The following is a 14,536-nucleotide window of genomic DNA, read 5'->3' as shown; positions in this document are numbered from 1 at the left end:
ATATATTACGCGGGTAGTTACAGAAAAAAGTTCAACCATTTGGAATGGGTTCATCGCCAGGGGGATGACAGCACCATGAACGCCGAGTTTAACCTGCCCATTCAGAACATGGCGACTTCGGTCACCCATCTCTGTCCTGGAGGGGTATATCTCGTTTTTTATGAATCCAGCCCCCTCCGGGAGTTTGTGGGTTCAATCCTGCTGAACGCCGCAGTCGCCAGCAATAACTCCCGGCATTACTGGATCACTCGCAATCAGGATGAAACGATCTGGTCACTGAAATCCCCGACCATGTCCTTATTGACAGCAGCAATAGATCATAAAATCAGAGTATTCAAACAGACCGTAAAAAATTTGGAGTTTTCTGCCAATCGATTGATTCGAGATTTCAAACATTTCAGGATTTCAAGCGATAGTCTGGTAATTCTGGAAGGGGCGGAATCTCTTTTTCCCAATAGTCGGGAGACTCAAATTTTGGCAGCAGAAACCCTGTGCCAATGGGCATTGGAAAAAAATTCCACCTTGCTTCTCTTCGCGCAAAAGTCTTTTTCCGGTAGTGAAACAGCGCAGCCGGATCCCTCCTTTGCCCATCTGTTATGTGGAATCGCTTACTGGCACGCACAAAGTGGCGTTTATGAATTCGAGGTATCCCATTGGTTTGGGCGCGAAACTTCCACGTTCAAGCAGAAATTTCTGATGAACCATAATGTCACGGATGGTCTTTCTGTATTTAGTGTTGAAAATCCGCACGAACCCCCCAGTGTTGTACCAAAGGATGCCGATGAATCCCTGGTGTTGATCACCAGAACCGCACTGATGGGACACGCACTACCTTCCGGATGGAGGCTTGTGGAGGACAATGATGCATGCCTTCATGCTGCAACGGGTTTGGTGGAAGCCTCTCTCGTGCTGCACTTCGACCGCGACACGGATCGGTGCCGCTTGACGGAAATCGTCTATCGTTTACGACGGCTCTGCGGCCTCAAAATTCGCATTTCCGTCAGAGAAATCAATGCCCATTTGCGTTATACCCATGAACATGTATTGATGCTTGCCGGTGCCAATCTGGTCATCCCGGCACCTCTCGCTTTCTTTCAATTCAGGAATCTCCTGAATAGCCTGTATGGTCAGACTTTCAATCGGGAATTGAATATTCCCCTGGCCGATCTGATGGCTCTGGCCGAACCTGAAACTGTGTCTCCCCTGCTTCCGCCGGATTTGTTTGCGGAATTCGTACGAAAAAGTCTCAAACGGGGACGCGGGCTTTCTCAAGACAATTCCCTTGTACATCTCAAGGCGTTGTCGGGAGACGGCGTCACCCGGCTCATCGATGAACTGTCCCTCACCAGACGAGGAGACGTCTACACCAGCACCCAGGGTGTCGGGCTCTTCATTTATCTTCCAGGTTGCGGCGAATCTGACATCGATTATGCGCTGGATCGTGCATTTCGCTATCGCTGGACCGATTTGATCATCACCGAATCACGCCACACCTCTCCAGAAACCATAGAACAGGCATTGCGGGTACTTTTGCCACCGGGAAAGGTTCTTTTTCCAGCGGCGCCCTCGACTTCTCGAGGCATCGAATCACACGACCCGAACCCCGCCGAGAAAATCTCCCACCCGTTTGCAGATGTCACTACTCTGGCACCTCATCGACAAGTATCCAGAGTTCAGCATAGACCCCTGTCCCGTCTCCACAAATCTTCTGTTTAGGATTCTTTGACCATGGCCGATTACCTGCTCGTACTTTTGATTGGCATGTTGTTTGGATTTTGGCTTGGAAAGCGTTGGGTTACCTATGCCGAATGGTGGAGTGGCTTCAGATATCAACCCAGACTGATCGAAGAATATACCGTTCCGGATCACCTCAAACAGACCAATAAAACACAGTGATGAACGATACTGCTCATGACGCCCCGGATATTCATTATCGATTTTCCTTGGGCGGGTGGAATTTTTATTTTCTGGTCAAGTTGTTGCTGGCTTGGCGCGGACTGATTGGTTTTCATCCCTGGGCCAACCTTGCCTTTATTCTGGTGCTTGCGGTCCCATTGCCTTCAAGGACCACCCGGATTCTACGCTTGGCCGTGGCCATCCCCCTGGGGATCGTTCTCCTCTACTACGACTCGTGGCTTCCCCCTCTGAAGCGAGTCCTCGCGCAGGCTTCTTCGCTTTCCCAATTCACTTTTTCGTATCTGATAGAACTGGCAGAACGCTTTGTTCATCTTGAGATGGTTGTCATGCTGGTGGCGACATGGCTGCTCTACACCCTCGTGTCGCGCTTTCTCAAACTGGGGGTCATTCTCGCTGTCTCCCTGTTTGCGCTGGCTGTATTGAATAAATTTGATCGTGGAGAGGCATCGATGACACCATCGAGCATAGCCCAAAGCGCGAGCCAAAATCCCGATCACTCCGCCTTGTCCGACCTTGATGTCCAAGTCAACAGTTTCTTCTCCACCGAATCCAGCCGGCAAGTGAATTTTGATGCCATAGAAGCCACTTCAAAGCCCTTTGACCTGATCTTCATTCATATTTGTTCTCTCTCCTGGAGCGACTTGAAAGCCATGGGGTTAGAGAACCATCCTCTGTGGCAAACGCTGGATGTTCTCTATACCCGCTTTAATTCAGCCTCCAGTTATAGTGTCCCCGCAGCCATTCGACTCTTGCGCGCACCTTGTGGTCAACTCCCTCATGCAGACCTGTACAACCCCTCAAAAGATCAGTGTTACCTGATGGGTAGCCTGCAACAAGCCGGCTTCACCCCCAATCTTCTGCTCAATCATGACGGCCATTTTGATAATTTTTTAAAAACCATCGAAAGCCAGAAACTGGGGGTCGAACCGATCAAACCGAGCGGACTGCGTCCCTATGAGTTGGCATTTGACGACTCGCCGATCTATAACGACAAGGATGTTCTGATTCATTGGATTCAAGAGCGAAGTACCAACCCATCCAAACAGGTGGCCCTGTATTACAACACCATCAGTTTGCACGATGGAAATCGCCTGGTCGGTCCAGACAACTCCCTATCCAGCATGAAAACCTATGGAATTCGCTTGCATCGGTTGCTGGATGACCTCAACCAATTTATGGTGTCACTCCAGAATAGCGGCAGAAATACCGTCGTGGTCATTATTCCTGAGCATGGTGCTGCTATTCGTGGCGACAAATATCAAATTGCAGGATTGCGTGAAATTCCCACCCCGGCCATTACTCTCGTACCCGTTGGCATCAAGATTATTGGACCAAAAATCAGCAGGTCTGACGCTCAACACATCGTATCGACGCCCACCAGTTATCTGGGACTGTCTCAGGTCATTGCCAATATTCTTAAAACCTCCCCGTTCGAGGCATCCGGTTTTCGCGCCGATGATTTGGTCCGAGATATGCCCCTCACTAAATTCGTGGCTCAAAATGCCGATGTAACGATGGTGCGTAATAACGGACAATATTATCTGCGCCAGGATATCGAAGCAGGCTGGATCCCCTACGAAGGGGAGGAAAATTAGTCTCGGGTTTTACTGTTTGTTGAGGATCGGCCAGAGACTGGGAGAGGGCGCCGTACCTGCACCCCATCCCAAAGGAAGAGTTTGAGGGGCTGCGCTGGATTTTGGCTTTGCATCGAGATTGGTATAACTGTATGCAAAAGACCTGAACGAAATGATCTTTGATTTTCCACTGATGTCACTCTGAAGCCGGTCGATTTGATCCAGGTTGGCGCGAATTTTTTGATTGGAAGGATCCAGCCTGACTGCGCGTGCCAGTAATATATGGGCCGTTTCCAGATCTCCCTTCGGCAACCAGTAGCGAAGGGCATATTCATTGAGAATGGCTGGATTGTCATGATTGTAAGGGGGCAAACTCGAAGTTCTGGAGTTCGTTTTATGGCGACCCTCCGGGAGGGGCAACGTTTTTTTCGGCCCACAGTCTGCTTGCAAAACTGCCGGGGTATCCACAACCCCGTTTTCAGCGGGAGTGGCGGGACACTCTACCGCCCACAACCAGGCAGGAATCATGGGCAGGATAATCAAACCAAGGTGACACCTTCTCATGGATTCCCCCTGATGACTAGAATTGCGAAGTGGGAATGATGCCCGGGGTGGGTTGCAGACCCACGGGAAGGGCAGGGGTATTGTCAATCGCATATCTCAGATAAAGGATGGCATAATTGGGCGCGTAGTAGGGTGAACGGACCACGGAAAAACTGTTCCCGACAAACAAATTTGTCGAAAGTTGATATTCCATATTGGCCAGCATCGTGTAACCAAAACTGGTGCCGGCACTGGTGTTGTAATTAGGATTGCCGCCTGCTGCGATGGCCTGAGCCATGTAAAGAGGATTCAACGGATAATAGGGCGAAGCATTGGTTCGCGCCCATGCCGTAAATACCGAACCGCGCAGCATGTAGGAGAATCGGGTATAACGCTGCGCATAGGTCAGTGGGATTGCCAGAGAAGTATAGAATTGCGGGCTATAGTACCCGCCCTGACCGTAAGTAAACTCTCCCGAATCCTGAGTGAAATGCCACACCGTCCCGGTTAGCCCTGTGGAAAGCAGTCGATCATCCTGATTGATCAGTCTTCGGGTCACACCTGCCATCAATAGCGTTTCGGTATTGGATTGGACATTGGTCCCCGTCAACTGATGAACTCCAAAATTACTCCAATAACCCCAGTCTCCCCCTTGATCCAAACTCAGTCCCAACTTGACTCCCGTGGTCAGCACCCCGCCCCATAACTGCCCGGTCCGGGGATCAACGGTTCCGGCATAAGACAACAGCGTTTCAGTAACGGCGCGCCGTGCCACTTCGGCAGACCAGGAGTAAGGGCCCCAATCCCCCGTATGCCGGAAGCCCCCGACCCAATTCTGGATCGGGAAGCCGATGGGCGTCGTCCCCACATCCAGTCGATTCTGTTCATCCATATACCCCACGGTATAGGAACGACCGAAGGCGTATTGGGACACGGGAGTCGGGCAATTGTTATGTTGCTGGCAAATCAACAAGGAACCAAAGGTTTCCGTGGCGTAGGTATCCGCAAGGGTCAGAGTACCTGCGCCCACATCCACCTGATCGGAGCGAACGAACCATTCCCCCCCCACGCCTGCCGGGCCTTTCAATTCAATGGGAATTTGATGGGATACAAACTGTGACTGTCCAGGAGTTCCAGACCGGGTTACCACATCGTCCCCCACTGACAACCAGTTCGTACGTTCATCCTGCATCTCCGCGAGATTCTTGTACTGCCAGGAATCTCCTGAGGTGAGGGGGGTTGCGCTTCCCGTTTCGTGGGCGGTGACATCAATTTCAGCCAGGGAAATTGCCTTCTGATCCCCGTTCAATCCATTGGAATTTGCCGAGCCTGTCACCCGGTTGGGAGAGAGTGTGGCTTGGGCCAAAGATTCATAGGCGGCGGGAGCGGCCGAATCCACTGCCAGTTCTTTCTCGATTCCTTGTATTGCCTTGTCAAGATTCCCCATTTTTCGTTCCAAACGATTTTCCAGGGTCTGTGCCCCCTGATCCTCGGGGTTTGTTTCCAAAACCGGACCGAGTGTCGTTTCTGCCTCCGCGTAGTGTTGTTCTTCTTCCAGTTTTTCAGCGTGGGAAACCACCCGCGAATTCTCCAGTCTGGAATAGGCAAGTTTTTGCTTTTCATCGAATTCACTGCGATGTGCCCCTAGATATTCAATTTCCTGCTGCGCCGGTTCGGTCTGCCGGTTTCTCAGCAGGTAGGCGGCATACCGCAGATGCCAATCCAAGGACAAGGCTGTGGGGCTATCGTGTTTGACTCTCAATAGAAGTGCGTTGGCTTGGTCATGATTCCCCAAATCATTCCATGCATACGCTACATTGCTCAGCAATACCGGATCATTATCCACCTGGAGTTGGATTTTTCTCAGTTCTTCCGTGGCCTCCTTTGTCTTTCCTGCTTTCTGTAGCCCTCGAACTTGTTCGATCTTTTGATCGACCCAGATTTGACGCTGGAATGCGGTAATTTTTTTGGTACGTTGCGATACGGGCAATTTTTCCAGAATGGCCAGGGCGGTGCTGGCGTGTTCAATCCCGGACTGATACAAGGCCGCTGCGTAGAAAGCCTCCGCCTCCCTGGGCGTGGTGTACAACCAGGGATCAAACAGGCCCGAACCTTTATCAGCATCTCCATTTGCCGCATAGAGCCTGGCCAAACGGTAACGCAACCACGGGTCATCGGGCGTATCTCTCAAGGCACTGACAAGAGCCGCCCGTGCACCCGCATAGTCCCCCTTGGCCACGAACTCATCCGCTTGTTTTTGTGACATTGCCGATCGTTTCCGGGCAATTTCCTGTTCCAGGGCGGCTTGCCGATCTGCGGGCAATCTTGCAAGAATTTCCCGAGCCTCGCTGTAATGCCCCTGGTCAATCTCGATGCTGGCCAAAAGTGCGTAACCTTCACTCTCCGCCGGGTTGAGACGAATCACCTTCCGAATGGTTGTCCGAGCTTCATCAAACCGTCCTGCAGCGCTTTGCTGCCGGGCAATTTTCATCTGCCCCCAATACTGGCAGGTCGCTACCAGAGAATCCCATTTCTTGTGATTGCCGGGATCCAGCCTCGAGGCCTTCTGGAACCAGGGCAAGGCTTCCGCAAATCGACTCTGACGCATCAGGGCATAGCCGGTCCCCGACACGGCCTGGAGGTCGTCGGGATGGATTTCCAGTACTTTGGAATAATCCTGCAGGGCCTCGGCGTATTGCTGTTTCTGCAATGCTTCGTGGGCTTGCTGAGTGTGTAAATAAGAGGGACTCGTCATCAGGGCCTGATGACGACTTTGTGCGTTCTCCACTGTCTTCAGTTTGGCCTGAACCGCAGAATCTTCCGGATCCAGTTTGATAAAGGCCTGCAGGCGGGCTCGTGTATCCACGCCCAGTTCAGGGAGATCCAGCATGGCCCCACGCAATACCTGACGAGCATCGTCGCCCAAGGGAGGAGCCATCGCCGCCATGGTCTGTAGTTGGTCAAGATTGGTCGGATCCTCAGGATAGCGCTTGGCAATCAATTTGGCACGGGCAAGTTTGTAGGCGTAATTGCCTGGGTATTTGCGGATTAGATTCTCGCTGGCGGTCAAGGCCAGAGACCATCCGCCGGGTAATTTCGACTTGATCTCCCAGTATTGAATCGCCTCGGGACCATCGGGAGGACCATGAGGAAATAACTGATCAAAATCATTCAGAGCCTGCTGCGGGTGGCCATTGCGCGCCAGTTGAACGGCTCGCCGCAGACGAATCCGGTCGCTCGCAGTCAAGGAAACCAAGTCCTTGAGTGAAGGCAACTCCGGGTAATTGGGTTTGATGCGCGCCAGATGGTCATACGCCGCCTGAGCCGCATCCTTACGCCCCGATTGTGCTTCCAGTTCAATCAATGCCGCCAATCCTCGCGGATCATCAGGATAAGAAGACAGCATACGGCCCAGAGTTTTGCGCACCATGTCAGGGCGATTCTTTCCGTCCCAGAAAACGACCTGATCGTAAAGTCGATCTGCGGGCGACTGGACCGACTCACGTTCTGAAACCAGGTTGGCAGCGGACGCTGCGGGTAGAATAACCAACAGGGAAAGACAAAGATGAGTTCTTACCGGGAGACGCATGACCAAGCCGGAACCAGTGAACCTGTTGCGGTAAATGAAAAATCCCCTGCCGTGAAACCTTCTGCAAACAATGTCAGGACCCAGTTATAGTAGGAGTTCGAAACTGTTGGCGTCACCAGATCTCGAAATTTCGATACTTCCCTTGCCGGATCCTTTCCCACTGCTTGAACAAGCGGAGCAATGGCGGCAGAAAAACCCACTGGACCGTTGCCTTCCACTACCCCGTTAAGTGGGTGTGTCACTTCAGGAACACGGCCATCAGGCGTTATAAAACGGACGATGGCAGAAAAATGATCCTGTAGACCCAACCATTGCGGGTCACTTCGAGGGAGCATGCCAACCCAGAGATACACTCTGATGGCATCGTAACTTCCTCGATCCCCAGTGGCAGCATCCGCGTTGAAATGCCGGGTATTGGTGTCGAAGTCAACCCAGTCCGGGGCCAATCCAAAGGGGGAAACCGCATTCATGACCTGTAGACTGTTTTTTTCCAGTTCTCCCCATGAGCTGCCAGGGTATCTGGAAGAAAAATAACGCAAAACTTGAGGGGGCTGATAACTGGGATTCAGTCTCCAACTGTGATCAGAAAGATGAAAGCCAACGGCTCCTGGAATCAATTCCCGGCCAAGCCCCGGGATCAAGACGGTTTCTTTACTCAGAATCAAACGTAGCAGGTTTTCGGATTTCTCGAGATATTCCGGTTTATTCCACAGCCTTCCGGCTTCCCCCAGACTATAGGCAATCCACAGATCGGCATCTGTCGCTGAATTATCATCCATCAGTCCCCAGATCCCGTCCGTTTTGCGCCCCCACTCCCACCCAGGGAGTTGCTTATCCAGATGCCCGCCCGCAAGATTGTTTTCGGTCCACATGATGAGTCTGGAAAAAGTTTCAGGATCATTGGCCACCAACGCAAAGAACAGGGCATAGGATTGGCCTTCGGAAGTCGTAATCGCCTTTTCCGGATTGATAGGGTCAATCACACGCCCAGCTTGACTGACAAAGTGATCACGAAAGGTCTGCCAGTATTCCCATGACCGAGTCCCACAAGATTGAGCGTCAGCCATGAGCGCGCCGCTTAACAGTATCATTCCCATGAATATTCTTAGCATCATGCCATGGTCATCCTAAGGTATGGTCGTCCACTATTCCCCCACCCGATTGGCCGCAAGACTTCGCAATATTTTCCATATCAGGATCGCCACAATCACCGTGACCAAAATACCCAGAATCATGATCAAGAGGGGATGCATGGACAATGGATACCAGATCGATGTCCAAAACGGCAGATGTCCTATCTTGTAGGTCTCCCCCACCAAGTCACTATCCACACGATGAGGATGAATGAACGAAACGCTCCCGCGAATATTGTCAAGCAGCGCAGGATCATCGATGGCGTTGAGCGCATAACTCATCGAGGGACCATCCACTGCCGAGAGCGATATCACGGAACGCGATTTCGTTACCGGGGATTCGAATCCTGTCAGGACGGCAAGTTGACCACCCGCTGCGTATTTTTCCAGGCTGGCGACAGCGGGAGCCGGATGGGTATCAAATCCGAGCCAGTCATAGAACAGATTTACAGAACGTTTGGGTTGCGTAATCAGACGCCCTCGACTATCCACCAGCGCTGGCATATGATCCTTCCACGATTGTAGTTCACCTTCCTGAATGGCCCGCCCAATTACGAGAACATCGCGGTCTTTCAAGGCTGCAGCATCCCCGGGAAATGCCAGTTGGTAGCGGGTCGCCGGGTAGCCGGTAGCAGCGCTCAGGTGAGCCAAAATTGTCAGCATCGATTCGATATCTGAAGGGGTCGGTTGATCCGGAATCACCACCGTAGTTTCCTGTAAATCGGCGAATTTGGTGAAGGGGAAACCCAGCATTGCAAAAGAGGCCAAGTTCGGCATCTCCGCGTAATGAGGATACCCTGACAGATCGATGGTGGAATCCGGGTCGATCGCGGCACGAATATTACCGCTCTGGGTATCGCGGCATACGCCCTCCTTATGGTGCGCAATACTGAATCTGAAACTCAAGGTATCACGGGACCACAGTTTGTAAGGAGGGATCAGTATTTGATCCGTGGCGGAAAGAACCGCATTGTCCATCAAGGGCAACCGGATCTTTTGATCTTCCGCTTCATTGGATGCCCTGAGATTGAAGGCTTGAACCAGTTGATGATTGATACTCATCACCAAACGGGATTCGCCGACGTCATGAGGGGGGGTATAGCGATATTTCAGTTCTACCGGAATACCCTGACTACGCCAGGCAAATACATCGGGGGCCACGCGCATATGGATACGAATCGGTAACAGCGAAGGACCGAAGGTTTGGAGTTTATCTGGGGTATCTACCAATTCACCCAATTTTACGGCCCCATCGAGGCGTAACCAGCGCGGCGCATCATAGGCCTTGCGAGGGTCTTCCTCCTTGACTTCCACCACCGTTGCCGATTGTCCGGACAAAGCACTCTGACCCAATGCCAGCGCAAGCGCCGCCGTATGAAGATCTTTGTCATTGCGTCCAAAAATCACCAGAAGACGGGATATTCCATCCGTTGGGTTGGTCATGATTTCGAGCACGGGACCCGTGACATTGGGATGGTCACGCAAAAAATCGGGACGAACCCCGTTGGTCGCAAATACCACGGCATTCCCCGCCGGCACCTGATTCATGGACACCGGAAAAATCGAACCTCTCCAATCCGCCAACTTTCCCAACCACGACGACACGATCCCAGCCGCTTGGATCATCGGCAGTCCCGGCGCATCGGGAAATACGAAAGGGACATCGAGGCGTGTATTATCGTGCGGATCGAAGAATGGCACAGGCAATAAACCCAAGCCGCCCTTCAGAGGAATCTGCGCCACCTTCATCTCCAGGTTACTATTACTGTCGACATCCGCCCATAACGTCGTATTGAACGGATCTTCGCACTGATCGTTGGTGTAATGCCCGATAAAGACCAGTTGAAGCCGGTTGTAATCAGTGATGAGTCTTGGATCCAGAGGCACATCGATACTCAGGGGTACGGAGGAATACTCCTTTGGAATCGAAACCACTTTGACGACTTCGTTGTTCAACAGAATCTTGATATGGGATTCCGTTGGGATAAGCGCAGGTGAATAGTTGAATTTCAGGTGAAAAACAGCACTTTCCACCACTTGATCCAGACGGGTTCCGAAAGAAAAATTAAGGGTTCCTTCCGTGGAACGCAATTTGAATACTCCACTGGTTTGATCCTCATCTTCTCCAAGTTTATACAGGGGGTAGTGACTCACGCTTTCGAGAGTCGTCATTTCCGTCGTTTCCGGCCCCGAACTCACCAAAGTTGCAGCATGAACTGCGGTACCAAAGAATAAAAAAAGCAAACCCACCAAGGGGTTTTTTACTTCCATATGTACTCCATCGTTTTTGGTGTCCTTGGAAGCATCCACACCAGTGTGGCCCCCATTCGAGTCACCGTTGCCCGAGCCAAATCCACTCCGGGGATTTTTATGAACATGCGCCAATATCCCACCGCCCCCACCTTAAAAACCTGAAGCAACCCCACCAGTGGCTTATCGGTCAGAATGTGGTCTGACCAATGAATCCAGGCATCGGCTCTGCCAAAGGTGCACTGGATGTAATTTCTCTGTTCGTCAATACTTTCAAACGTGCTTATCCGGTTGTCACAGACAGCCACTACCTGTAGTGTAGCCGGAGGTGTGAACTTGGGGCGAACATGGTCATTGATGTGCTGGAGCGAGACGATCTGCCATTTCCGAAATCGCTCCCGGAGTTTCAGCGGCTCTTTCCTGATGAGGCAGCGTGTGCGCGATACCTTGAGCGCGCTCGATGGGGTAGCGGGTTTGTCTGCCCCCACTGCAAGACAGTTGGCGATCCCTATCGTTACGCCACTCGCTCCGGCGTTCTCTGTTGCCGAAGGTGTCGACGCGAAACCCGCCTTACTGCCGACACAGTCATGGATCATACGCACACGCCTCTCACTGTCTGGTTCTGGGCCGCTTACTTGGTGGCCAGCCAGACGCAGGGCATGTCGGCTGTTCAGTTTCAGCGGCAACTTGGACTGTCGCGTTACGAGACTGCATTCCAGATACTCCACAAATTGCGTGTCGGCATGGTGCGCCCCGACCAGGATCGGATCGGAGGAAAACCCGGTGAAGTCGTCGAGGCTGATGAGACCTACGTTGGCGGGCGCACGCGCGGCAAGGGACATGGGTTTCATGGCATGGTACTCGTGGCTGGCGCGGTCGAGGTTCGGCAGCGCAAGAAGGACAACTGTCTCAATAAACGCAGAACGGGACGATACGCTGGCCGTGTCCGGCTCGCCGTGGTGCCGGATCGTAGCGCCAAATCGCTGGGCGGATTTGTCAAGAGCAACATCGCGCCAGGAGCATCCATCATTACCGATGACTGGAGCGGCTACGCATCGCTCACTCGGCTCGGCTTTCTTCATAGCGCTGTCGCAGAACGAGGCAATATGCAAGTCGCCGAAACTTTTCTGCCTATCATCCATCTCGTATTCTCCAATCTCAAAACCTGGCTGCGCGGCACTCACCATGGTGTCAGCCCGCAGCACCTCCAAACCTATCTCAACGAATTCACCTTTCGCTTCAACCGCCGTTTCTACCCGTTCAATGCCTTTCGCTCTCTGCTTGGCATCGCCGGTGGTATCACCGCACCTACCTATGCCGAGACCTATGCCGCAAAATCACGAACCACTACAGGTAGTGGTTGTCTGTGACAACCGGATAAGCACGCTTTCAAACAGCCATTTCATGCGCAGTGTGCCCTCGGACTGGGACATGACTTGTGCCGGAAAAGTGTGTTCTTCGTCTCCGCGCCACAACGACACATGCACACGATCCTCTGGAGCCACAGTCCGTTCGCGACCCACCACCAGAGAAATTCCTCCCTGAGAGTAGTCCGCCGTATGGGTCTGAAGGCAGAAGCCATCCGAAGTTTTGAGTATGGCGGGGAGATTGACCTGAACACGATGGGAAGCCCGAACCTGGCGCACCTCCGAGGCGACAAACAAAGTACAGCCCAGCATCAGACAGTTATAAAAAGTCCAAACCAGATTAAACGCTACTGAAAGGACCTCATTTTCCGGCCCATGGATTATTCTGTAGATGCCCGCAGAAAAACCGGCAAGATTCAAGACGATTAACGCGATAAAAGGCATGGCAATGTTGAAATCAAAATAATCATCCAATATCAAACCGCCCTTGGCCGTGACATTGAATTTCCCCTTTTTGGGATTGATCATCGCAATCGTGGTTGGCCATGCAATATACCAGGACAGGACAGTTTCATAGACTTCAGAGAAGAACGTGGAACGGTATTTTCCCTGCAAACGCGACTTTGCCAATACCGCGTGGAGAATATGAGGGATTACATAGATCAATACAGTCAGAGCCGGGGCCAAAATCACATAGGAGTGAAAAAGGAGAAACGCCAACGGTGCAGTCAGAAATAAAATTCTTGGAATACCGCCAAAGAAATTCAGCATGGCCGTCCCGTAACTGATTCGTTGCATCAGCGTCAATCCCCGCCCCAAAAAAGGATTATCCAACCGGAAGATCTGCGCCATTCCCCGTGCCCACCGAATACGTTGACCAATGTAAGACGATAAACTTTCTGTCGACAATCCCGCTGCTTGCGGAATTTTGAGGTAGGCAGAGCGATAACCCAACCGGTGCAATTTGAGGGAGGTATGTGCATCTTCTGTCACGGTTTCGACCGCCACGCCCCCAATCTCATCCAGGGCGCTGCGTCGGAGAACCGCACAACTTCCACAGAAAAAGGTACTGTCCCAAAAATCATTACCGTCTTGCACCAATCCATAAAACAATTCGCTTTCATTGGGTGCTGCCCGAAAGGTAAAGAGATTTTTTTCGTACGGGTCTGCCGAATAGAACTGGTGGGGTGTCTGCACCAGAAATAGTTTGGAGTCCTTGAGAAACCCTCCCATGGTGGTCTGCAAAAAAGATCGCGTCGGAATGTGGTCGCAATCGAAGATGGCAATAAAATGACCATGAGTCTTTGTCATGGCATGATTCAGATTCCCCGCCTTTGCATACTTGTTGTCCGGACGAGTGAGGTAGTGAATCTTGACCATGGAGGCAAATTCTTCGAATTCAGGACGCCTGCCGTCATCCAGCAAATAGATGTTTAATTTGTCTGTTGGCCAATCGATCCCCTGGGCCGCATAGATGGTTGCACGCACCACCTCCAACGGTTCGTTGTAGGTTGGAATATACACGTCCACCGTCGGCCAAAGCGTTTCATCCTCAGGCAATGGCACCATCTTCCTGTGCAGCGGCCATGCGGTCTGAAAATACCCCAACACCAGAAAAACATAAGCATAAATTTCAGCAGCCAACAACAACACTCCCCAGATCAAATCCAGGGAACGATCCCAGTTAAGCGTCGAACTAAGCCGCCACCAGATATAACGCGTTGAAACGGCAAGGGACATGACGATCAAGGCCAGGGAAACCAGATGCCCTGGCACATTCCTGAATAAAATGGTCAACGACAAGAGGGAGACTGAAAAAACCACCTGTCCAAACGTACTGAAGGGAGTGAAAATAAAGGCGGTCGCAATAATAAAAACTGAACTTTAGACATTCGCGGACTTTTCCCAATTTCGAAGGCATCCATCCACGCGATAAATTTTCGATAAATGCAAAAAACACTTGACATGAACGCCGATTTGCGAGGTTGCTGCGCTACCCGCTCGGGGTTGTTTTTGGAGCGGGTAGCGCAGCAACCAATGAAGGGTTTTCAACCCCAGATTCCTCTTCATGTCGCTCACCTCCTCAGTCTGTCTGCTGCTCTCGGAATGGATTTCCTTTCTTCTGACCGCCGTTCCACCCCGTTCCCGCCGAACCTTTGTCGA

8 protein-coding genes and 1 pseudogene are annotated in these 14,536 nt (G+C 51.8%); 4 read left to right on the top strand and 5 right to left on the bottom strand.

The genetic code is table 11. The features are described 5' to 3' along the window. The first annotated feature begins 75 nt into the window (after positions 1 to 75). From M6F29_RS05485 to bcsG, 3 genes are read left to right on the top strand one after another with little or no spacing between them, the layout of a single operon-like run. Complete coding sequence (locus M6F29_RS05485; RefSeq protein WP_298157853.1) at positions 76 to 1,716, top strand: BcsE family c-di-GMP-binding protein; 1,641 nt, start codon at positions 76 to 78, stop codon at positions 1,714 to 1,716. A gap of 12 nt (positions 1,717 to 1,728) precedes the next feature. After that, complete coding sequence (locus tag M6F29_RS05480; RefSeq protein ID WP_298157852.1) at positions 1,729 to 1,896, top strand: hypothetical protein; 168 nt, start codon at positions 1,729 to 1,731, stop codon at positions 1,894 to 1,896. Beyond that, on the top strand, positions 1,896 to 3,512 hold the full coding sequence (bcsG, locus tag M6F29_RS05475; RefSeq protein WP_298157851.1) for a cellulose biosynthesis protein BcsG: 1,617 nt from the start codon (positions 1,896 to 1,898) through the stop codon (positions 3,510 to 3,512). Before M6F29_RS05480 ends, bcsG begins: the two co-directional genes overlap by 1 nt. A 9-nt stretch (positions 3,513 to 3,521) precedes the next feature. Here the strand turns inward: bcsG and M6F29_RS05470 are convergent, their stop codons facing one another. The 4 genes from M6F29_RS05470 to bcsB form a co-directional block, all read right to left on the bottom strand. Continuing rightward, complete coding sequence (locus M6F29_RS05470; protein ID WP_298157850.1) at positions 3,522 to 4,034, bottom strand: tetratricopeptide repeat protein; 513 nt, start codon at positions 4,032 to 4,034, stop codon at positions 3,522 to 3,524. A 37-nt stretch (positions 4,035 to 4,071) separates the two neighbouring features. Continuing rightward, on the bottom strand, positions 4,072 to 7,464 hold the full coding sequence (locus M6F29_RS05465; protein WP_298157849.1) for a cellulose synthase subunit BcsC-related outer membrane protein: 3,393 nt from the start codon (positions 7,462 to 7,464) through the stop codon (positions 4,072 to 4,074). Between the two features lie 143 nt (positions 7,465 to 7,607). Continuing rightward, positions 7,608 to 8,714: a cellulose synthase complex periplasmic endoglucanase BcsZ gene (bcsZ, locus tag M6F29_RS05460; RefSeq protein WP_298157880.1), complete on the bottom strand. Its 1,107-nt coding sequence runs from the start codon at positions 8,712 to 8,714 to the stop codon at positions 7,608 to 7,610. A gap of 54 nt (positions 8,715 to 8,768) precedes the next feature. Then, positions 8,769 to 11,027 (bottom strand): cellulose biosynthesis cyclic di-GMP-binding regulatory protein BcsB, encoded by a 2,259-nt coding sequence (gene bcsB, locus M6F29_RS05455; protein WP_298157848.1) that lies wholly within the window; start codon positions 11,025 to 11,027, stop codon positions 8,769 to 8,771. 326 nt (positions 11,028 to 11,353) lie between these two features. On the opposite strand from bcsB, the gene M6F29_RS05450 reads away from it, so the two are divergent. Further along, positions 11,354 to 12,376 carry an IS1595 family transposase gene (locus M6F29_RS05450; protein WP_298157847.1) on the top strand — a complete coding sequence of 341 codons (1,023 nt, stop codon included), beginning with the start codon at positions 11,354 to 11,356 and terminating at the stop codon, positions 12,374 to 12,376. Here the strand turns inward: M6F29_RS05450 and bcsA are convergent. Beyond that, positions 12,344 to 14,245 (bottom strand): annotated as a pseudogene (gene bcsA, locus M6F29_RS05445) (UDP-forming cellulose synthase catalytic subunit); the annotation flags it as partial. The gene M6F29_RS05450 and the pseudogene bcsA sit on opposite strands and share 33 nt — an antisense overlap. Between the last annotated feature and the right edge of the window lie 291 nt (positions 14,246 to 14,536).

Source organism: Ferrovum sp. (assembly GCF_027317285.1).
Taxonomy (GTDB): Bacteria; Pseudomonadota; Gammaproteobacteria; order Burkholderiales; family Ferrovaceae; genus Ferrovum.
This window is presented reverse-complemented; position numbering and strand designations above follow the sequence as displayed.